The sequence below is a fragment of the Oceaniglobus trochenteri genome (genome assembly GCF_020529025.1).
Taxonomy (GTDB): domain Bacteria; phylum Pseudomonadota; class Alphaproteobacteria; order Rhodobacterales; family Rhodobacteraceae; genus Oceaniglobus; species Oceaniglobus trochenteri.
Map to the genome: position 1 here is coordinate 102,596 of NZ_JACNMM010000009.1, position 20,466 is coordinate 123,061.

Here is a 20,466-nt window from a genome sequence, read left to right on the forward strand (position 1 = left end):
CGCGTCAGTATTCCACGCCGATCTGCGCCTTGATCCCCGAGCGGAAGGGGTGCTTGACCAGTTCCATCTCGGTCACCAGGTCGGCCAGTTCGATCAGTTCGTCCTTGGCGTTGCGCCCGGTCAGCACGACATGGGTCATGTGGGGTTTTTCGTCGCGCAGGAAGGCGACGACCTCGTTGATGTCCAGGTAATCATAGCGCAGGGCGATGTTGATTTCGTCCAGCAGAACCATGGTGTTGGCGGGATCGCGGATCAGCTCCTTGGCCTTTTCCCAGGCGGCGGCGGCCATCTCCATGTCGCGGGATTTGTCCTGGGTTTCCCAGGTGAATCCCTCGCCCATGGTGTGGAAGGCGCAGGTGTCGGTGAAATGCCGCAGGATCAGGTCGCGTTCGCCGGTGCTCATCCCGCCCTTGATGAACTGGACCACGGCGCATTGCATTTCGTGGGCGATGCAGCGGAAGATCATGCCGAAAGCGGCGCTGGACTTGCCCTTGCCCTTGCCGGTGTGAACGACGATCAGGCCCTTCTGATCGGTCTTGGTCGCCATGATCTTGTCGCGGGCGGCCTTTTTCTTGGCCATCTTGGCGCTGTGCCGCTCGAGGTCGGCCTGTTGCTGATCTTGCGGGGTGTCGCTCATGGGGTGCCCTCCGGTGCAGTCGCGCCCAGAGTGGCGCGGCTGACCGGTGGGTGCAAGGGGCGCGGGTTACTTCAGGCGCACCGAAATGGCGGGGTACTTGAATTCGTCGGTTTCGGGGTTGGTGTTGGCGGCGTTGACGGCGCCGATCACGATGGCCCCCAGCACGCCAGTGCCGATGGCGGCGTTCTGGCGCTGGGACGAAGAGAAGTTGAAGGCGCTGACTGTCGCCGATCCGGCCCGCCCGTCGGGGTGGGTGCAGCGCACGAAGATGGCGGGCGAATTCGGGCCGTAATCGGGAACGACGACATTCGCCGGTGTCGTGAAGCTGGCGGTGTAGAGACCGGCATCCAGCATGCAGGGCACACCGCTGATTTCCACGTTGCCCCCGCCGGTTTCGCCCTGGCCGCGGGTGCGGACATTGACGGTTTCCTGACCACGGAAGCGGGGCACCGGATTGCCGCGGGCCCGGTCGCGGGCATAGACATCGATCCCGACAGCGCCGGCCGGGTTCTTGGGTGTGACCATGATCGGCGGGGTGGTGACATCCGCCGCTTCGCAGGCGGCGAGGGACAGAAGGGCAAGGGCAATAAGGGCGCGACGCATGATGTGGGGTCTCCGTTGTTCAGGCCCGCCTAGCATATGAACCGGCGTCGGTTAACAAGTGGTGAACGCGGGCAAGTCTTTTTATTTCAGGCCGTTGTGGCCGAAATGTCCTTAACGGTTTCTTAACCTCGGCGTGGTGGAAAGGGGGCATGAAACAGCTTGCCGCCCTTGCCCTGTCAGTCTGCGCCCTGGCCCTTGCCGGTTGCGACAGCCCCAGTATCGCCTTTCAGGGCGTGCCGGCGCAAAGCGTCACCGTTGGCCCGTCAACCTTCAGTGTCAGGGTGCGCGGCGACCGTGCCGAAGCGATGCGCGTCAGCCGCGAAAGGTGGCCCGCGAAACCCGACATCCTGGCGCGGGGCGAAGAGGCGATTCGCCGGGCCTCGGGCTGCGGGATCGCGAAGAACGGGCTGAGCGGCGATCAGGCCATCGTGCGCGCTCGTCTTGACTGTGGCTAGGATACCGGGCGTTCCATGGTGATGGAGGTCGGGCGCGCAAAGCCCGGGTGCGTGGTGCGCGCGGTTTCGACGAAACCCAGCGCGGCGAAGGTGGCGTGATTTTCCACAAGCTCGACCCGCGTTTGCAGGCGCAGGCGCGAAAAACCGTTGTCGCGGGCGTGGCGGACCATCGCCTCGATCAACTGCCGGGCCAGACCGCTGCGGCGGGCCGCGGGGGCGACGGCGATCTTGCCCAGATAGAGGGCGTCCTGTTGCGGCGATGCGATGAGCGCGCCGAGGGGTGGCGTTCCGATCACCCAGAGCGCGCCTTCAGCTGCATGGGCCGACAACCGCGCACGGGTAAGATCCTGGATCGACGAGGGCGGATCGATCCGGCCCTGCATCGGGGCGAATGCGGCCTGGACCAATGCCAGGGTGGCGTCGAGGGCCGGATCGTCGGGGGCCATCCGGCGCGGTGTCATTGGCGCAGCCTGTCGATCAGGGCGGGGGCCGAGTTTGATTTCGGCGTCCAGAGGCCGCGTTCCATCGCCTCGTTCAGGCGTTCGGCAATCTCGCGCAGGGCGGGGGCGTTGTGCTCGGCCAGGAAGGTGCGGGTCTCGTCGTCTTCCAGAAAGGCGGCATGGACCAGGTCGAAATGGTGTGATTTCACCGCGCCGGTGGTGGCGGCGAAGGCGAACATGTAATCCACCGTCGCGGCGATTTCGAACGCACCTTTGTAGCCGTGGCGTTTCACCCCGTCGATCCACTTGGGATTCACCACGCGCGAGCGCATGACCCGCCCGATTTCATCCTCCAGCGTGCGGATCACCGGCCGTTCGGGGCGGGAATGGTCGTTGTGATAGATCGGGCGCTGGCGTCCCTGCAGGGTTTGCACCGCCGCCGCGGCACCGCCTTCGAACTGGTAGTAGTCGTCGGAATCCAGCAGGTCGTGTTCGCGGTTGTCCTGGTTCTGGACGATCGCCTCGGCCTGGGTCAGGCGGGCTTCGAAGGCTCTTCGGTCCTGGCGTCCCTCATCGCCCTGGCCATAGGCGTAGCTGCCCCAGGCCAGGTAGGCGTCGGCAAGGTCGGCGGTGTTGCCCCAGAGCTTTTCGTCGATCATGGCCTGCAGGCCTGCACCATAGGCACCGGGTTTGGAGCCGAAGACGCGGGAGGTGCTGTTTTCGGATCGCGCGCGGTGGGCGGCGGGGTTGATCCCTTCGGGTTCGTCGAGGGCCATGACGGCGCGGGCGGCGCTGTCGACCAGGTCGATCAGTTGCGGGAAGGCGTCGCGGAAGAATCCCGAGATGCGCAGGGTGACATCGACCCGGGGGCGGGCGAGGGTTTCGGCGGGCAGAACCTCGAATCCGGTGACGCGCCGGTTGGCGGCATCCCAGGTGGGTTTTACCCCCATGAGCGCAAGGGCCTGGGCGATGTCATCACCCCCCGTGCGCATGTTGGCCGTCCCCCAGGCGGTGAGCAGCAGGCTGCGCGGCCAGTCGCCGTGATCCTGAAGGTGCTTTTCGATCAGCAGGTTGGCCGATTTCCATCCCAGCGCCCAGGCGGTGGGGGTGGGCACGGCGCGGCTGTCGACGCTGAAGAAGTTGCGCCCTGTGGGCAGGGTATCGAGCCGGCCGCGGGTGGGGGCGCCCGAGGGGCCGGGGGGAATGGCGCGGCCTTCCAGTGCGCGCATTAGGGCCGCGCCTTCGGCGGGGCCGCAGCGGGTGACGGTATGGGTGATCGTTTCCAGTTCCGCCAGTACGGCGTCTGTGGCGGGGCCGGGGGAAGGTGCGCGGCTGTCGCGGTGCCGGGATCGCTCGGACCGATGGCGCGATTCCGGCAACCCCAGCTCACCGTCCCAGAGGTTTTGCGCCAGAAGCTCCAGACGTTCGACAGTGTCACCGGTATTGCGCCAGGGATCGGTGGAGAGGGCCAGCACCTCGGGGCGGGGGCCGGTCCAGGGGGCGGCCATGTCGCAATCCAGCGGATCGAAACCGAGGGCAAGGTCATCGGCCATGGCGCGCAGCAGCGAGGCGTTCTTTCCCTTGCCATCTGCGCGCGGGATGCGGGCCAGGGCGATGGCAAGGTCGCGCAGCAGGGGGCCTTCGGGCGACTGGCCAAAGACGTGCAGCCCGTCACGGATCTGCGCCTCTTTCAACTCGCAAAGATAGGCGTCGAGCTTTGCCAGGTCGCTGTCGGCGTCGCCGGTGAACTGCGCGTCCTGATCGAGCCCCGAGGTTGCCGTCAGCGACAGGATTTCGCGGCGCAGGTGGGTGATGCGGCGGGGATCGACGCCCGCGGCTTCGTAATATTCATCGACCAGCGCTTCGAGATCGCGCAGAGGCCCATAGGTTTCGGCGCGGGTCAGGGGCGGGGTCAGGTGATCGACGATCACCGCCTGGGCGCGGCGCTTGGCCTGGGTGCCTTCGCCGGGGTCGTTGACGATGAAGGGATAGATATGGGGCACGGGGCCAAGTGCTGCCTCGGGGAAACATTCATCGGACAGCGCAAGGGATTTGCCCGGCAGCCATTCGAGGTTGCCATGCTTGCCCATGTGAACCAGCGCATGGGCGCCCCAGTGCTCGCGCAGCCAGATGTAGAAGGCGAGATAGTTGTGGGGCGGGACGAGATCGGGGGAATGGTAGGTTTCCGTCGGGTCGATGTTGTAGCCGCGGGCCGGTTGCAGGGCGACGACGGCATTGCCGAAGCGGTGGATGCTGAGCTTGAAACCTGCGCCCGTGGCTGGCCGACCCTCCGGGGGGGATATTTCAGGACCAAAGATGGGGGCGAGAAAGGGGTCGTCCTCGGGCGGGCCCCAGCGGGATTCGACCTGGTCGCGCAGGGCGAGGGGGAGCTTTGCGTAATGGTCGCGGTAGGTGGCCAGGGGCAGGGTTTCGCCGCCCTCCCTCTCGGCGCGGTCGGTGAGCCAGTTGGTGGGCCCGGCGAGCAGGTGCTGCATCAGCGCGTCGCTGTCGGGCGGGGTGTTTTCGACGCCATAGCCCCGGGCGGCCAGCAGCGAGAGGACATGGACCGTCGCCGCCGGCGTGTCGAGGCCGACGCCATTGGCGAGGCGTCCGTCCTTGTTGGGATAGTTGGCGAGGATCAGTGCGACCTTGCGGTCAGCAATTGCGGTGGTGCGCAGGTTGGCCCAGTTCCTGGCCAGGTGTGCGACGAAATCGATCCGTTCACCGTTGGCGCGGTAGGTGGCGATGGGGCATTGGGTGGATTCGTCGAAATAGGCCTCGCCCTTGAACGAGATGGCGCGCGACAGGATGCGGCCGTCGACCTCGGGGAGGGCGACGTTCATGGCGATGTCGCGCCCCGAAAGGCCGGTGGTGCCTTTGGCCCAGGCGTCTTCGGTGCCCGAGGCCAGGACGACCTGGAAGACCGGCGCCCCATTGGCCGAGGTCATGGCCAGCGGATTGGCCGTCTGCCCGTCGCCCTGGTGGGGCGAGCCGGTGGCGAAGGCGGTGGTGTTCAGGATCACCTGGGGCGCGGTTTCGGTGAACAGATGGTCGAGCGTGGCCGCCGAGACGGGATCCTTCAGCGATGCAACGAAGATGGGCAGCGGGTTCATCCCGGCGCGCAGCAACGCGCGGGTAAGGCGGTTGATGGGGTGCAGCCCGGCTCCCTGCACCAAGGCGCGGTAGAAGACGATGGGCACGGTGGGTGCGCCGTCGCGCCAGTGGTTTCGGATGTCGTCCAGCGATGTCGGCCCGCTGCCGGGCCAATAGGCCCCGGCCCGCAGCAGGGGCGCCGCGGCGGGAATGTCCTTGCGGGTGGCGGGCGCGTCGAGCATGGCGCGACCATAGCGCAGCAAGTTGGCGGCATTGGCCGGGCCGCCTTCGACGAAATAGGACCAGAGCGCGTCGTAATCCTCATCGCTGACCGTGGAAAGGGCGCGGATCTCGGCGTCGGGCTTGTCGTCGCCGGGCAGGGCGGCGAAGGGCACGCCGGCGGCGTGCAGCCGGGCGGCATATTGGGCAAAGCCGTATTTCCAGTATCCCGCGCCCCCCAGAAGCCGGGCGATCACCAGCCGCGATTTCGTCGCGCAGTCATCAAGATGCAGGTCCACCGACATCGGGTGCACCAGGTGGGTGAGGTTGGCCAGGCGCAGGCCGGGCGGATCGGGCAGTTCGGCGCGCGCCTCGGAGAGGGCGGCCAGTTCGGTATCGGCGGCGGATATCACCACGATGTCGGCGGGGGTCTGGCCCAGATCGACGGGTTCGGTGCCGTCGTCGACGGTGCCGGGGGTGGCGGCAAGAAGATGCATGGCGGGCCTTTCAGTTCAGCGGTTTTTCCATGAAAACGCTGGTCTTGTTGGCGGTGTAATCGCCGAAGGGGCCACGGGGCGCGAAGCCGTGGCGCGCGTAGAGACGGTGTGCGGCCAGCAGGGAGTTGCCGGTTTCCAGCCGCAGCAGGGGCAGACCCAGCGCGCGGGCGTGGTCCTCGATCTGGCGCAGCAGGGCATCGGCCACGCCGCGCCCACGGGCGGCTTCGGCGGTGAACATGGATTTCACCTCGCCGTAGCCCTCCATCTGCGCCAGCGCCCCGGTGCCCAGGGTTTCGCTGCCCTCGCGGGCGATGAAAAAGGCGATATGGGGCGCCTTCAGCGCGTCGAGCGAGAGATAGTGGTTCTCCTCGGGGGGGAACGACGCCTCCATCAGCGCGTGGCTGGCGCGGAGAAGGGCGGCGGCGCCGGGCGCCGTGGGGTCGCCCGGTTCGACGATGAGGGTCACGCCAGCGCCTTTTCGATGGCCGCGCGGTCCAGCCCGGCCTGACCGATCACCACAAGGCGGGTTTCGCGGGTTTCGTTCGCCGCGATGGGGCGGTCGAAATAGGTGTCGATGCGGGGGCCGACCGCCTGAAGCGTCAGGCGCATGGGTTTGCCCTGAACGGCGGCAAAACCCTTGAGCCGCAGGATGTCATGGGCCTTGATCGTGTCGACGACACGGGCCGAGAAGGCCGCCGGATCGGTCAGTTCGGGCAGGTTGAGGACGAAGGATTCGAATTCGTCGTGGCCGTGTTCATGCTCGTGGTCGTGATCTTCGCCATCCTCGTCGTCGTGGTGATGGTGGTGGTGCACCTCGTGGCGTTGATCGAGCGAGGATTCCGCGGCGGCGTTCTGGCCCAGCAGTACCCCGACGGGCAGGGCGCCCATGGTGGCGGTCACCACCTGCACGCCGTCGCGGCTATCGGATTTCAGGCGGGCGGCCAGGGCAGCGGCCGCGTCGGCGCCCAGAAGATCGGCCTTGTTCACCACGATCATGTCGGCGCAGGCGATCTGATCCTCGAAGAGTTCGGACAGCGGCGTTTCGTGATCAAGGTTTTCATCCATGGCGCGCTGGGCGTCCACGGCGGCGACGTTGTGGGCAAACTGGCCCAGGCTGACCGCCTTGCCATCGACCACCGTCACCACGCCGTCAACCGTGACGCGGGTGGAAATGCCGGGCCAGTTGAAGGCGCGCACCAGGGGCTGGGGCAGGGCAAGGCCGCTGGTTTCGATCACGATGTGGTCGGGCGGATTGGGCCGGTCCAGCAGCTTTTCCATGGTGGGGATGAAATCCTCGGCCACGGTGCAGCAGATGCAGCCGTTGGACAGTTCCATCACGTCGTCGTCGGTGCAGGTTTCATCGCCGCAGCCCTTCAGGATGTCGCCATCCACGCCGAGGTCTCCGAATTCGTTGATGATGAGGGCGATGCGACGGCCTTCGGCGTTCTGCAGCATGTGGCGGATCAGCGTCGTCTTGCCGGAACCGAGAAAACCGGTGACGACGGTGGCGGGGATCTTTGCGGGCATGGTCTATCCTGTTTGCGGGGCTTGATCGACGGGCGGGCCTGGCATAGGCGCGGGCGATGAGCCATGAGATTTTGATATGTCGGTCCTGTCAGGCCGGAGGGCGGGCGCTGGGTGCGGCCCTGATCGACGCGCTTGGGGTGCCGGGGGGGTACGCCCTGCGGCAGGTCGATTGCATGACGATGTGCGGCGAACCGGTCAGCCTGGCGTTTCGGTCGCCGGGCAAGGCGACATACCTGTTTTCCGGGGTGAATGCCGGCGATTGCGCCGACATCCACGGGTTTGCCGAACTGTACGCGCAGGCCCCCGATGGATGGATCGAGGATGCACGCCGCGCGGGGCGGCTGCGCCTGTGCCTCAAGGGCCGGGTGCCTGCGTGATCGCTCATGCGGTGGCCGCGTCGCCCTCTTCGGCAAGGCGGCTGTGGAAGAACCCGGCCAGATAGCCCAGGATCGTCCAACCGACAGCCGCCGCGCCAAGGCTGCGGGTGGCGAAAAGGGCCGACAGTTCGGGCGGGGCGATGCCGAAATAGGTGTCCAGCACCGGCGCGCCCACCAGGTGCGGCACGGCGATCAGCACGGCCCCCGCCAACGGCAGCAACGAGTTGCCGAAGGCGATCAGCGCGATTCCCGCGCCGCTGGCCAGGATCGTTCCGGCCCACCATATCTGACGCGGCACGACTTCGGCCGCGATGGTGCCGGGCAGTTCGGGCGGCAGTCCGAAGGCCGGCGCCAACTGCACCGCCAGGAAACCGCACAGCCCCCAGACCAGCCCCGAACGCGGGGTGATCGGATGGCCGCGCAGCGCCGCCAGCGACATCCCCGCCAGCAGCAGGAAGGCGAACCCGGTGTAGGAGACAAAGTTGAACGCCACGGTCATGCCATGGCGCGCCCAGTCGGTTCCAAGGGGCGGCGTCTGTGACAGGCTCTGGGTGCTGCCCTCGACGGCGAAATGCACCCGCGCCCCGGTTTCATACAATTCCCCCTCAAGAAGCAGGGGAATCACGAACTGGAACTGGAAAAGCGCGGCGCACAGCCCCGCTCCCAGCCCAGCGAAGACCGCGCTGGTCAGTACTGTCCTGAACATGATTTCAGCCCTGGCTCAGTGGCAGGGAAAGGCCATGGCGTGGCGCTGATCGTGGGCGGCATCATGCATGATGCTGGCCTGGGCAAGCCCCGAGGCACCGATCAGAAGGACGCCGGCGATCACCGCGAAGACAATCGCGGCGGGGCTGGTCGACTGGACGCGCGGCAGGGTCTGGGTCTGTGTGGTCATATGCGTGTTCTCCTTGGCCCGTCACACCCGACGGGAGGGTTTCATCGACGCATGGCCGGTCTCCTGGCTGGCGGGTCGTCACTTGCGCTGGCCTTCCCGGATCGCTCCAGTGGCATTCTCAGCGCAGGCTCGCCGCGGACAGTCGCGGGGGCGGCTGTGGTGGCGGGCCCCGAATTGGGTCACCCGTTCCACATTCCCGATTATGCCCTCCGTGTGGGTCACGGGATCAGGGCACCATGCCGCCCCATTTGGCGCGCCCGTGTGGCCCGGGTCAAGGCCGATTGCGACATGGCATCGCCCGGGCCCGCCACGCCCCGCCGCCAGGGCGCAGCCGACGGCGCGATATCTGGTGGAGAACCCGGGCGCCCTTGCGACATGCTGCGCGGCGCGTTGACTCTGGGGGGCGTTGGTTCAGGATGCGCGGGCCGATTCGAGAGGTTACTTCTTGCGCTTCACCCGTCTGAAACTGAACGGTTTCAAATCCTTCGTCGATCCGACCGATCTTGTCATCTCTGACGGGCTGACCGGTGTTGTCGGGCCCAATGGCTGCGGCAAATCCAACCTGCTTGAGGCGCTGCGCTGGGTCATGGGGGAAAACCGCGCCTCGGCCATGCGCGGCGGCGGGATGGAGGACGTGATCTTTGCCGGCACCTCGACGCGCCCGGCGCGCAATTTCGCCGAGGTCGCGCTGCATCTCGACAACTCGGAACGCCGTGCGCCCACCGGGTTCAACGACGATGACGTGCTGGAGGTGACGCGCCGCATCACCCGCGATGCCGGTTCGGCCTACAAGGCCAACAGCAAGGAGGTGCGCGCCCGCGACATCCAGATGCTGTTCGCCGATGCCTCGACCGGGGCGCATTCGCCCGCGCTGGTGCGCCAGGGGCAGATTTCCGAACTCATCAACGCCAAGCCGAAGTCGCGCCGCCGCATCCTGGAAGAGGCCGCCGGCATTTCCGGGCTCTACCAGCGCCGCCACGAGGCCGAGCTGAAGCTGAAGGCGGCCGAGGCCAACCTCTTGCGGGTCGATGACGTGGTCGAGGCGCTTGCCGCGCAGCTGTCGCAACTGGCCCGCCAGGCCCGTCAGGCGGCGCGCTATCGCGAGATCGGCGGCGATCTGCGCCAGGCCGAGGGTCTGTTGCTGTACCGCCGCTGGCGCGAGGCCGATGAGGTTCGAAAGACCGAAGAGGAAGGGTTGCGCACCCGCATCGCCGCCGCGCGCGAGGCTGAAAGGGTCGCCCGCGCCGCCGAAGAGGCCCGCGATGAGGCCGACGCCGCCCTGCCGCCCCTGCGCGAGGAAGAGGCGATCGCCAGCGCCGTGCTGCAACGCCTGACCGTTGAGCGCGAGGCCCTGAGCGAAAGCGAGACCCGCGCGCGCAGCCAGATCGAGACGCTGCAAAAGCGCATCTCGCAGCTTGAGCATGACGCCGAGCGTGAAGAGACCCTGAACAGCGATGCCGGTGAGACCATCGCCCGCCTTGAAAAAGAGGCTGCATCGCTGGCCGCCGCGATGCGCGGCCAGGACGAGGCGCTGGCAAGGGCCGCCGAAGCGGCGCGCGAGGCGACGAACCATCTTGCCACGCGCGAGGCGGCGCTCTCCGAGCAGAGCGAAGAGGTGGCGCGGCTATCGGCGCGCTACCAGTCGGCGCAGCGTCTGGTCGAGGATTCGGTGCGCACCCGCGACCGTGCCATGCGCGAGGCCGAAAGCGCCCGCGCCGCCGTGGCCGCCGCCGAGGCCGCGCTGGAGCGTGCCGGGGCCGATTATGACACCGCCGCCGCCGCGCAACAGGCCGCCACCGAACTCTCGGCCCGGGTCGAGGCCGAACTGATCGCGGCGGACGAGGCGCGCAGCGATGCCCAATCGCGCGAGGCCGAGGCCCGCGCCGAGCGCAGCGCCGCCGAGGGCGAGCTGGGCGCCCTGCGCGCCGAGGCCGCGGCCCTGGCCAAACTAGTGGCCCGCGACACCGCCGAGGACGGCCAGGTGATGGACCTGCTTTCGGTGGCGCCGGGGTACGAAAAGGCACTGGGTGCCGCCCTTGCCGACGATCTGCGTGCCCCCGCCATCGGCGTTGCGGGCGTGTCGGGTTGGGCGCCGCTGCCCGGTTACGGCGTGGCGCAGCCGCTGCCCGAAGGCATCGCGTCGCTGGCCGATCATGTGCAGGTGCCCGATGTCCTGATCCGGCGGATTGGCCAGATCGGCGTTGTTGCCCGCGAAGAAGGGGCGCAGATGCAGGGCACGCTGCTGCCCGGTCAGCGGCTGGTCAGCGTCGAGGGCGATCTGTGGCGCTGGGACGGGTTTCGCGCCGGGGCCGAGGATGCGCCATCGGCGGCGGCGCTGCGGTTGCAGCAGATGAACCGCCTGGAAGCCCTGAAACAAGAGATGGAGCGCGTCGGCGCCCGGGCCGAGGGCGCGTCCAGTGCCCATGACATGCTGAAACAGCGGCTTGAGGACCTGACCCGCGCCGACCGCGACGCCCGCGAGGCCCGGCGCGATGCCGACCGGCAGGTGGCGGAAACCACCCGCGCGCTGTCGCGTCTCGAGGCCGATCGCAACATCGCCGATGGCAAGCTGGAAAGCGCCCGGCTGGCCGTGTCGCGCCACGAGGAAGAGGCGATGGGCGCCCGCAAGCGCCTGAAAGAGGCCGAGGCCGCCCTGGCCGAACTGCCCGACCTGTCGGCACTGCGCGCCCAGGTGGATGACATCAAGCTGACGGTCGAAGCCTCGCGGATGACCATGATGCAGCGTCGTTCGGCTCATGACGAGGCGCGGCGCGCGGGCGAGGCGCGCAGCCGTCGCGCCCAGGCGGTGGACAAGGAACTGACCGGCTGGCGCGGTCGTCTGGACACAGCGGGCAAGCGGATGGCCGAGCTTGAATCGCGGCTGGAAACCTCGCGCGAAGAATTGAAGGCCGCCAGCAGCGCGCCCGACGAGATTGCCGCCAAGCGTGGCGAGCTTGACCGCGGGTTCGAAACCGCCACCGCCCGCAAGGCCGCGGCGGGCGAGGCGCTGGCGGCGGGGGAGACCGCGCAACGCGCCGCGGTGATCGCCGCCCGCGACGCCGAACGCCAGGCCGGCGAGGCGCGCGAAGCCCGCGCCGCCTCGGAAGCGCGGGCCGAGGCCGCCGCCGCCACCGTCGCCCAGGCCGCCGCCCGGATCGACGAGGCGCTGGAGGTGACGCCCGAGGTTCTTCTGGATACCCTGGGCGCCGATCCCGATGCGATGCCCCCCGCCGAAAAGATCGAGGCCGAGGTCAACCGCCTGAAACGCCAGCGCGATTCCCTGGGGGCAGTGAACCTGCGCGCCGAGGAGGACGCCCGCGAGGTGCAGGAGGAACACGACCTTCTGGTGCGCGAGAAGGCCGACCTGGAAGAGGCGATCAAGGCTCTGCGCACCGGCATCGCCGGGCTGAACCGCGAGGGGCGCGAGCGCTTGCTGACCGCCTTCGAAGAGGTGAACAGCAACTTCGCCCAGCTGTTCACCCACCTGTTCGGGGGCGGCGATGCGCGGCTGGAACTGGTGGAATCCGACGATCCGCTGGATGCCGGGCTTGAGATCATGTGCCAGCCGCCGGGCAAGAAGCTGTCGACGCTGTCGCTTCTGTCGGGGGGCGAGCAGACCCTGACGGCAATGGCGCTGATCTTCGCGGTGTTCCTGGCCAACCCCGCGCCGATCTGCGTGCTGGACGAGGTGGACGCGCCCCTGGACGATGCCAACGTGACCCGGTTCTGCGATCTGCTGGACGAGATGACACGCCAGACCGACACGCGGTTCCTGATCATCACCCACCACGGCGTGACCATGGCGCGCATGGATCGCCTGTTCGGGGTGACCATGGGCGAACAGGGGGTGAGCCAGCTTGTCTCGGTCGACCTGAAGAAGGCCGAAGCGATGGTGGCCTGACCCACCCGCAACTGGGGCGCGGCACGAAAAAAGGGCCGGTGCGATCGCACCGGCCCTTCCTGTTCGTCGGTGGATAAGCGGCTGACGCCTTACTTGTCCTTGCCTTCCCATTCGGGCAGGTCATTCAGCATCTCGCCCTTCACGGCCGCATGGACGGTCACGTCGTCCATGTCACCTTCGGGGTGCATCAGCTTCAACTCGTCCATCTTCATGGCGACCTGGTGCTCGCCCATCCCGAGGAAGCCGCCGATGTCCAGCACGACCTCGTTGATCTTGCCGTCGTCCGAAATCAGAAGCTCGGAGACTTCGCCGATCCATTCGTCGTTGGCGTCGTAGACGCGGGCGCCGATCAGCTCTTCGCTGTTCACTTCGTCGGCGGCCAGGGCGACGCGCTGATCCATGTCGTCAAGCGCTTCGGGGGCGCCGGCGGCGGCGGTCTTTTCAGCCGGGGCCGGGTCCATCGCGGTGCCCATGCGCCAGCCGTCAAGGCTCTCCTCGTCGAACTCGGGGGCGCTGTCCAGTTGCGCCTGCGAGGCGGTGACGACGATGAAATAGTCGCCGGCATCATCTCCGTCGCGCACGAAGTTCAGCTTGTCCATGGTCACGGCCACGGTGCGTTCGCCGATGCCGAGGAAGCCGCCGATGTCGAGCAGGACACCTTCGCTGCTACCGTCGCGGGCCAGGATGATGTCGCTGATTTCACCAACGTCGTTCCAGTCTTCGGAAACATCCATGGCTTCTTCTTCGCCATATTCGGTTTCCGAGGTGTAGAGGCGCATGCCGATCAGATCGGAAGCGCGCAGGTCGAAATGTCCGACGGCAGCCTCTTCGCCACCGGCGGTGTAGAAGGGGGTATCGGCCATGTTGTCCTGCGCCAAGGCAGGGGTGGCAAGAAGGGCGACAAGTGCGGTCGTGGTCATGATCGGTTTCATGTCGGTGTTTCCTTTTATTCCTTGCGGGGACATGCCCCGCTGTATGTCGTCACAATGGCTGGCCGGCGGCTTTGTTCCGGGAAAGCGGCAAATTTTCGCGCAGGCTTCGCCGGAAGCGGCTGCGGTTCATGACAGTATGCGTCACGCCTGCTGCCCGGATGCGGAATTGCTTGACGTTGCGGCAGCACCGGAGGCTAGGATTGCGGATCAGAGTGGGAGGGCAAGATCATGAAGGGACTACTGGCCATCGCTTGTGCCGTCGGGTTGGGAATGGGGGCCGCGGCCTCGGCGCAGGGGATCAGCAAGGGCGCGGGCAGCCGCCCCGCCACCGACCCGGGGCAGGCGGCGGCGCCCCAGCCGCCCAAGGTGCCCGAGGGCGCCCTGCGCCAGGGATTGCTGGCCGCGGACCCGGTGGCGGTGCGGGATGCCATGCTGACCGAGGGCTATCAGGCGAAGCTGACGACCGACAATGCCGGAAACCCGATGATTACCGGGCGGATTTCGCGGACCGATTACTGGGTCTATTTCCTGGACTGTCAGGGCGGCGTGAACTGCAAGGGCGTGCAGTTTCACAGCGGCTATCTTCTGAACCGGCCCATCGATGCGGCCGAGATCAACGATTTCAACGCGCGGTTCCGGTATATCCGCGCCTGGCTGAACGAAGAGGGCAACCCGCGCATGCAGATGGACCTGCTGATGCGCGACGATGGCATGGGGCCCGAAACCTTTGCCACCTACCTGGACCTCTGGCGGCAGTTGATCGTGATCTGGGAAAACCAGCTGGGGGTCTGAGGGCGGGCCGGGGGTGACGCGCGGCTGCGCCGACGCCCCACCCACCGTCCCGCAGGATCAGAGCCGGTTGACAAGCTCGGCCGTGGGCCAGGCATCGGCGGGCAGGCCGAGGCGCTGCTGTTCGACCTGCACGGCCTCGCGGGTCTTTTCGCCGAGAATGCCGTCGATGCCCCCCACGTCGTGGCCGCGCGCCACCAGCTTTTCCTGGAGCCGCTTCATCTGTGCGTCGTCCAGGCCGGGTTCGGGGGAACCGGAGTCGAAGACCTTGGCCCCTTCCAGCCGGGTGGCAAAGTAGGCGGCGGTGGTCACATAGACGAAGCTTTGGTTCCACTCGAAATAGACGTTGAAGTTCGGGTAGGCCAGGAAGGCCGGCCCCCTGCGCCCCTGGGGCAGCAGGACCGAGGCCATGAGCGCATCATCCCCCAGCGCGCCATTGCGCGGGGCGATCCCCAGGGCGCGCCATTCGGCCACGGTTTTCGGATGGTTCAGCCCGGTCTGCGCCCAGTCGAGCCCCTCGGGGACAGTGATTTCATGCAGCCAGGGTTCGTTCGCCCGCCAGCCCAGCGATTTCAGCATCGAGGCGCCCGACAGGAGGGCATCGGGGGGCGAAGTCTTGAGGCTGACCTTGCCGTCGCCATCGCCGTCGACGCCGTTGGTCAGGATGTCCTCGGGCAGCATCTGCACCATGCCGATCTCGCCCGCCCAGGCGCCCGTCGTGGTGGTGGGATCGAGCGCGCCCTTTTCGTAGAGTTCAAGCGCGGCAAAGACCTGGGGGCGGAACAGGTCGGGGCGGCGGCAATCGTGGGCCAGGGTCATCAGGGAATTGACGGTGTTGAAATCGCCCTGCACCGCGCCATAGTCGGTTTCAAGCGCCCAGAAGGAAAGCAGAACGCCGGGGCTGACGCCATATTCGGCCTGCACCCGGTCAAAGACCGAGGACCATTTGTTCAGGTTGGCGCGGCCGTTGTCGATCCGGTTCTGGCTGATCACCCGGCGGGCGAATTCGATGAAGGGCAGTTGGAACACCCCCTGGCGGCGGTCGGCGCGCAGGGTGCTGTCGTCCTGCCGGGTGTTGCGGAAGAAGCTGTCGACGGCGTCGGGGGCGTGGCCGCGGGCGATTGCCTCGGCTTTCATCTTCTCGCGGAAATCGGCGAAGCTGCCGCCGCAGGGAACGGCGGCCTGGGCCGTGGCGATGCCGGCGGAAAGGGCAAGCGTGGCCAGGGTGGCGAGGGGCAGGCGCATTGGGGGTCCTTCCGGGAATGCGGTTCGGGTTTGGCGAAAGGTTAACAGGTGCGGCGGATCAGACAACCGCAACCACCGTTGCCAAGATCAGGAAGGCGGCCCAGGCCCGCCACATCAGCCCGATGGCGGCGTCGATATCGGCGGCGCCGGGGCTGCGGTTGCCCTCGGGGTTGACGAAGGGAAAGGGCTGCATCCGGCCATCGTAGCTGCGCGGCCCGGCCAGGGCGATGCCCAGGGCGCGGGCCATGGCCGCCTCGGGCCAGCCGGCATTGGGCGATTTGTGCCGTGCGGCATCGCGGCGGATTTCGCCAAGGCGGTGCAACTGGCCCGAAGTGGCCGCAATCAGCAGCGCGGTCAGGCGGGCAGGCGCGAGGTTGAGCAGGTCGTCGCACCGGGCGGCGGCCCATCCGAAAGCCTCGTGGCGGGGGGTGCGATAGCCGATCATGCTGTCGGCGGTGTTGACGATCTTGTAGACCAGCAGGCCGGGCAGCCCGGCGAGGGCAAACCAGAAGGCCGGGGCGATCACCCCGTCCGACAGGTTCTCGGAGGCGGATTCGATGGCGCTGCGCGTGATGGCGGGGCCATCCATGGACGAGGTGTCTCGGCTGACGATCAGCGCGACGGCGCGCCGCGCCTCGGCCGGAGAATGGCGCAGGGCCCTTGCCACGGCGCCGACGTGATCGACCAAGCTGCGCTGGGCCAGCAGGATGGCGGCGGCCAGCATTTCGGGCAGGGGGCCGAGGGGCAGCGCCGCCAGCAGCGCCGCGACCGCCAGGGCCAGTGCGATCAGCAGCGCCAGGGCGAGGATACCGCGCGCGCGCCGTGCCTCGCCCCGGTTCAGGTGCCGGTCGCACAGCCCCACGGCGCGCCCCATGAGCACGGCGGGATGGGGCAGGCGCGACCAGAGCCAATCGGGTTCGCCGAAGATGGCGTCGAGCAGGAGGGCGACGGGAAGGATCATGGCCGGGGGGTGACGCGCGGCTGCGCCGACGCCCCACCCACCGTCCCGCAGGCCGCCCGCAGCCGGGGCCAGTGTTCGGGCGCGGGCAGGCCAAGGCGCAGCCAGGTCGGAGCATAGGGAAAGGTGCGGGTAAGGATATGGTGCCGGGCGAATGCACCCTGCCAGGCCCGGGCATCGGGCACGGTATAGAGCCGGAACAGCGGGCAATCGCCCTGCACGACGGCGCCGGCCCTGGCCACCAGCCGATCCAGCCGGTCGGCATCGGCGGTCAGGCGGGCGCGGGTGGTGTCGGCCCAGGCGGTATCGGCCAGCGCTGCCGCACCGATGCGCAGGGCTGGCCCCGCCACCGGCCAGGGCCCGAGCCGCGCGCGCATGGCCGCGATCACCTGCGGATCGCCGATGGCAAAGCCCAGGCGCAGCCCGGCCAGCCCCCAGAACTTGCCAAAGCTCTTGAGGATGACACAGCCCGGCCCGGCCTGTGCGATGTGGCTGCGCTGTGGGGCCGTGTCGCAGAAGCTTTCGTCGATCACGGTAAAGCCGGCCTGTGGCGCGGCGCAGAATTCGCCCGTGGGGTTGTTGGGATGCACGATCACCCGCGCATCGGCCCCCCCGGTTTCCACCGTCCAGCCCGCGTTGCGGAAGGCGGCGGCGTGTTCGTTGTAGGTGTCGTGCCGGATCTGCACGCTTTGGCCGTCAAGGCAGAAGGGCAGCGTGGCGATCAGTGCCGAGGCCCCCGGCGCGGCCAGCACCGCCGCCCCCTCGGGCACCGACCAGGCCCTGCGCGCGGCCTGGTCGAGGGCGCGGGCCGCTTCGGCATCGGGCAGGGCGCACCAGTCGGCGGGCGCAAGCGGGGGCAGGGGGTAGGGCACCGGGTTGATGCCGGTGGAGAGGTCGATCCAGTCGGCGCGCGTGCCACCCCAGCGGGCGATGGCCGCATCCAGGGCGCCGCCGTGATCGCGCGGGGCGGTCATTCGGGCTCGGACGGGAGGGGCGGATGGCGGGTGACGAAATGGCCCTTCACCCCCACCGGCCACTGGCGGAACGGCACTTGGCCATTGTCCGAGGCGGCATGCAGCGCGGCATAATCGGCGATGGCCGCGGCCGAGACGGCATCGGGTTCGAACCGCCCCAGGGTATAGCAAAGCTTGCCCGCCGCCTGCACCGCGACGTTGCAGCCATGGGTGCAGCCCATGAGGCAGGAAACCCGCCTTGTGCGCACACCGGTGCGCGGTTCGGATTCGATGAGGGCGGCGAGCCTTTCGCCATCGGTGGTTTCGGCGCCGCTGGTGTCCCAACCGTCGCGTTTGCAGGTATCGCAGATGGTGATCCAGGTGGTCATGGTGTCGGGCCTTGCTTGGGGCGGAGCGTTTCATTGACCCATGGCACGGATCGCGGCGAAACTTTACCGGATCGGCCACGACTGCAAGCGATATTTCGCCTATCTATCAACCACAAAGCGAAAGCCCGGCCCTTGGCGATTTCGTTAACCTTTCGTTAAGGGTTGGGTTGGAAACCTCCTGATTGGGTAGACTGGCCGCCACAAGACGGGGCAGGAGGCGGAATGCACGTTCTTATCGTGGAAGAGAATCCGGCCCTTGCCGAGGTTTGGGCGGGCTATCTGCGCCGCAGCGGGGCGCAGGTTTCGATCACCGCGTGCCAGCAGGATGCGATTGCCTTCCTTCAGGGCTACGGCCCCGACATCGTGATCCTTGACCTGGGCCTTCGGGCGGGTTCGCCGCTGGCCATCGCGGATTACGCCAGCTATCGCCACCCCCAAATCAGGATCATTCCGGTGACCCGGGATTCGTTCTTTTCGGACGGCTCGGTCTTTGTCCATGTGCCCAACACCTGCACCGTGCTGGCCCCCGGCACCCCGCCCGAGGACATGGCCGCGATCGTCGCCCATTACGGCACCGACGGTCCGGTCTGATCCCTGCCTTCGGCTTGATCCCCGGGCGCGAAGCGCGGACAAGGGACCATCGCACCGGTGCCCCGGCTTTTCCGGGGGGACCGCACGACTGTCTTGCAGGGGGCGAGAGGATGAGCATTTTCCTGACCGACGCTTACCAGCGGTTCCTTGCGCTGGAACAGCATCTTGACGGGCTGAGCCTGGCCTCGGGCGGGGGCGGGCATGGCGCACTGATGGTGCGCGGACTGGCTGCCGCCGCCACGGCCGAACAGCCCGAAAAGGCGTTCCGCTCGGCGGCGGGGGGAGACTCGGGGGCGTTCTTCGCCGTCCTCATCGGGGCGCTGGACCAGGCGGCGCGCGGCGAACTGCCCCTGGCCGAAGCGCTGCAATCGGCCACCGAACGGATCGCGCTGATGGGGATGGCGGGCGCGGGCGACAAGACGATGCTGGATGCCCTGTTGCCCGCCATCGGCGCCCGCGATCCGGCCCGCGCCGCCCACCGCGGCGCCGAGGCAACCCGCGCCATGGTGGCCCAGAAGGGCCGCGCCCGATATGTCGAGGGGGCGGGCGTGGGGCATCTTGATGCCGGCGCGGTATCGGTGGCCGAACTGCTGGCCGTCTTCCAGAAGGGGGAGTGAGGCCCTAGCGGGGAACCGACAGCAGGATCTGGATGTCGGCCACGTTGGTGCCCGTCGCCCCGGTGATCAGCAGGTCGCCCGACAGGGCCAGCGCGGCGTTGCTGTCGTTGTTGGCCAACAGGCCCGCCGGATCGCCCGCCGAGGCCATTCGGGACCAGCTGTCGTTGTCGACGATCCCGCCTGCCGCCTCGGTCGGGCCGTCGCGCCCGTCGGTGCCGCCCGAAAGGAACACCCAGGTCCGGTTGAGGGGCGTCTCCTTCCCCAGGGCGGCAAGGCGCAGTGCCAGTTCCTGGTTGCGCCCGCCCAGGCCATCGCCCGCGAGCCTCACCGTGGTTTCCCCACCCCAGAGCAGCGCCGTCGCCGGCGCATCGGCGGGCAGGGCGCGGGCGACATCGTGGATGGCGCGGGCGGCATCGCCCACGTCGCCGGTCAGGCCTTCGCTCACGATCCGGGTGGCAAAGTCCTGCCGCGCCGCTTCGGCCACCGCGCGCAGCGACTGGCCGTTCGACCCGACAAGGTGGTTGGTGGCCTGCAACGGTGGCGTCGGGGCATCGGGGGCGGAAAGGTGGCTGCGCAGGGCGGCGGGCAGATCGTCCCACACCGCGGCGCGGCGCAGGGTTTCGGCGGCCTGGCTGCGCGTGCCGATGGGCGCCACGGTGGGCCCCGAGGCGATGGCGCGCAGGTCGTCCCCGATCACGTCGGACAGAAGGTAGCCGGTGACAGAGGCGGGCGCGGCCAGCCGGGCAAAGCCACCGCCCTTCAGCCGCGACACCTGTTGGCGCACCAGGTTCATTTCGACGATGTCCAGACCGCTGGCCAGAAGGGCGCGGTTGAGGGTGATCTTGTGCTCAAGCGTCAGGCCCGGCGCGGGCGCGGGCACCAGCGCCGACCCTCCGCCCGAGATCAGCGCGATCACCCGGTCGTCTTCCCCGGCCTGCTCCAGCAGGTCGATCACCGCGCGGCCCGCGGCCTCTCCGGCGGCGTCGGGCACCGGGTGGCCCGCGCGCATGACGGTGGCGCCCGGACAGTCGGCGGCGTTTTCGTGGTGGGTCACGCAAAGCGCCACATGGGCCCCCGTGACCCGCGTCAGCGCGGCGCGCATCATGGCGGGGGCGGCCTTGCCGATGGCGATCAGGATGGTGCGCCCCCTTGCCTTGGGCAGGGGCGCGCGGTCAAGTTCGCGGATCACGGCGGCGGCGGGATCGGCCTGGGCGACGGCGCGTTCGAACAGGGAAGTCGCGCTGTCGCGCAGATCGGAAATGCGGCTCATGGTGTGGTTCCGGCTGGGGAAGTGGAGGTGGCGCCAGACAACGGGTTGACCGGGCGGGTGTCAAGCGGTGGGATGTGG

At 68.3% G+C, this 20,466-nt stretch carries 20 protein-coding genes and 1 riboswitch; of the genes, 6 read left to right on the forward strand and 14 right to left on the reverse strand.

Annotation, left to right across the window (positions count from 1 at the left end; translation table 11 throughout):
- Positions 1–4 precede the first annotated feature (4 nt).
- Positions 5–637, reverse strand: a complete 633-nt coding sequence (gene cobO, locus H7828_RS16110; protein ID WP_226782083.1) for a cob(I)yrinic acid a,c-diamide adenosyltransferase — start codon at positions 635–637, stop codon at positions 5–7.
- Positions 638–703: 66 nt separating this feature from the next.
- Positions 704–1,240 (reverse strand): hypothetical protein, encoded by a 537-nt coding sequence (locus H7828_RS16115; protein WP_226782084.1) that lies wholly within the window; start codon positions 1,238–1,240, stop codon positions 704–706.
- A gap of 149 nt (positions 1,241–1,389) precedes the next feature.
- Here H7828_RS16115 and H7828_RS16120 point away from each other — a divergent pair, with 149 nt between their 5' ends.
- On the forward strand, positions 1,390–1,695 hold the full coding sequence (locus H7828_RS16120; protein WP_226782085.1) for a YgdI/YgdR family lipoprotein: 306 nt from the start codon (positions 1,390–1,392) through the stop codon (positions 1,693–1,695).
- Here the strand turns inward: H7828_RS16120 and H7828_RS16125 are convergent.
- Genes H7828_RS16125 through cobW form a run of 4 tightly spaced genes read right to left on the reverse strand, consistent with a single transcriptional unit; the run spans position 1,692 to position 7,471 of the window.
- Positions 1,692–2,156, reverse strand: coding sequence for a GNAT family N-acetyltransferase (locus H7828_RS16125; RefSeq protein ID WP_226782086.1), 465 nt, complete (start codon positions 2,154–2,156; stop codon positions 1,692–1,694). The two genes, H7828_RS16120 and H7828_RS16125, sit on opposite strands and share 4 nt — an antisense overlap.
- Positions 2,153–5,944, reverse strand: coding sequence for a cobaltochelatase subunit CobN (cobN, locus tag H7828_RS16130; protein WP_226782087.1), 3,792 nt, complete (start codon positions 5,942–5,944; stop codon positions 2,153–2,155). The genes H7828_RS16125 and cobN overlap by 4 nt, the downstream gene beginning before the upstream one ends.
- Positions 5,945–5,954: 10 nt before the next feature.
- A complete protein-coding gene (locus H7828_RS16135) occupies positions 5,955–6,410 on the reverse strand; it encodes a GNAT family N-acetyltransferase (protein ID WP_226782088.1) in 456 nt (151 codons plus the stop codon).
- On the reverse strand, positions 6,407–7,471 hold the full coding sequence (cobW, locus tag H7828_RS16140) for a cobalamin biosynthesis protein CobW (protein WP_226782089.1): 1,065 nt from the start codon (positions 7,469–7,471) through the stop codon (positions 6,407–6,409). Before cobW ends, H7828_RS16135 begins: the two co-directional genes overlap by 4 nt.
- Before the next feature lie 56 nt (positions 7,472–7,527).
- On the opposite strand from cobW, the gene H7828_RS16145 reads away from it, so the two are divergent.
- Positions 7,528–7,848 (forward strand): DUF1636 family protein, encoded by a 321-nt coding sequence (locus tag H7828_RS16145; protein WP_226782090.1) that lies wholly within the window; start codon positions 7,528–7,530, stop codon positions 7,846–7,848.
- A gap of 4 nt (positions 7,849–7,852) precedes the next feature.
- Here the strand turns inward: H7828_RS16145 and H7828_RS16150 are convergent, their stop codons facing one another.
- Together H7828_RS16150 and H7828_RS16155 are read right to left on the reverse strand one after the other, a co-directional pair.
- Positions 7,853–8,554 (reverse strand): CbtA family protein, encoded by a 702-nt coding sequence (locus H7828_RS16150; protein ID WP_226782091.1) that lies wholly within the window; start codon positions 8,552–8,554, stop codon positions 7,853–7,855.
- A 15-nt stretch (positions 8,555–8,569) separates the two neighbouring features.
- Positions 8,570–8,743, reverse strand: coding sequence for a CbtB domain-containing protein (locus H7828_RS16155; protein WP_226782092.1), 174 nt, complete (start codon positions 8,741–8,743; stop codon positions 8,570–8,572).
- A gap of 36 nt (positions 8,744–8,779) precedes the next feature.
- Positions 8,780–8,997, reverse strand: a riboswitch (cobalamin riboswitch).
- Positions 8,998–9,188: 191 nt separating this feature from the next.
- On the opposite strand from H7828_RS16155, the gene H7828_RS16160 reads away from it, so the two are divergent.
- A complete protein-coding gene (locus H7828_RS16160; RefSeq protein WP_226782093.1) occupies positions 9,189–12,644 on the forward strand; it encodes a chromosome segregation SMC family protein in 3,456 nt (1,151 codons plus the stop codon).
- A gap of 89 nt (positions 12,645–12,733) precedes the next feature.
- On the opposite strand, the gene H7828_RS16165 is transcribed toward H7828_RS16160, so the two are convergent.
- Positions 12,734–13,576 (reverse strand): PRC-barrel domain-containing protein, encoded by an 843-nt coding sequence (locus tag H7828_RS16165; RefSeq protein WP_226782094.1) that lies wholly within the window; start codon positions 13,574–13,576, stop codon positions 12,734–12,736.
- Positions 13,577–13,804: 228 nt separating this feature from the next.
- Between H7828_RS16165 and H7828_RS16170 the strand changes: the two genes are divergently transcribed.
- Positions 13,805–14,368, forward strand: a complete 564-nt coding sequence (locus tag H7828_RS16170) for a YbjN domain-containing protein (protein WP_226782095.1) — start codon at positions 13,805–13,807, stop codon at positions 14,366–14,368.
- 57 nt (positions 14,369–14,425) lie between these two features.
- Here the strand turns inward: H7828_RS16170 and H7828_RS16175 are convergent, their stop codons facing one another.
- From H7828_RS16175 to H7828_RS16190, 4 genes are read right to left on the reverse strand one after another with little or no spacing between them, the layout of a single operon-like run.
- Positions 14,426–15,610 carry a lytic murein transglycosylase gene (locus tag H7828_RS16175; RefSeq protein ID WP_226782096.1) on the reverse strand — a complete coding sequence of 395 codons (1,185 nt, stop codon included), beginning with the start codon at positions 15,608–15,610 and terminating at the stop codon, positions 14,426–14,428.
- Positions 15,611–15,668: 58 nt separating this feature from the next.
- Positions 15,669–16,571, reverse strand: a complete 903-nt coding sequence (gene cbiB / locus H7828_RS16180; RefSeq protein ID WP_226782097.1) for an adenosylcobinamide-phosphate synthase CbiB — start codon at positions 16,569–16,571, stop codon at positions 15,669–15,671.
- Positions 16,568–17,542: an aminotransferase class I/II-fold pyridoxal phosphate-dependent enzyme gene (locus tag H7828_RS16185; RefSeq protein WP_226782098.1), complete on the reverse strand. Its 975-nt coding sequence runs from the start codon at positions 17,540–17,542 to the stop codon at positions 16,568–16,570. The genes cbiB and H7828_RS16185 overlap by 4 nt, the downstream gene beginning before the upstream one ends.
- Entirely contained in the window at positions 17,539–17,910 is a 372-nt protein-coding gene (locus H7828_RS16190) for a DUF1636 family protein (RefSeq protein ID WP_226782099.1), read from the reverse strand. Before H7828_RS16190 ends, H7828_RS16185 begins: the two co-directional genes overlap by 4 nt.
- A gap of 222 nt (positions 17,911–18,132) precedes the next feature.
- Here H7828_RS16190 and H7828_RS16195 point away from each other — a divergent pair, with 222 nt between their 5' ends.
- Positions 18,133–18,501 carry a response regulator gene (locus tag H7828_RS16195; protein WP_226782100.1) on the forward strand — a complete coding sequence of 123 codons (369 nt, stop codon included), beginning with the start codon at positions 18,133–18,135 and terminating at the stop codon, positions 18,499–18,501.
- Positions 18,502–18,611: 110 nt separating this feature from the next.
- The gene (locus H7828_RS16200) at positions 18,612–19,118 is read left to right on the forward strand and encodes a DAK2 domain-containing protein (protein WP_226782101.1); all 507 of its coding nucleotides are present in this window, start codon (positions 18,612–18,614) and stop codon (positions 19,116–19,118) included.
- A 4-nt stretch (positions 19,119–19,122) separates the two neighbouring features.
- Here H7828_RS16200 and H7828_RS16205 read toward each other — a convergent pair whose 3' ends face one another.
- Positions 19,123–20,388 carry a glycerate kinase type-2 family protein gene (locus H7828_RS16205; RefSeq protein ID WP_226782102.1) on the reverse strand — a complete coding sequence of 422 codons (1,266 nt, stop codon included), beginning with the start codon at positions 20,386–20,388 and terminating at the stop codon, positions 19,123–19,125.
- Between the last annotated feature and the right edge of the window lie 78 nt (positions 20,389–20,466).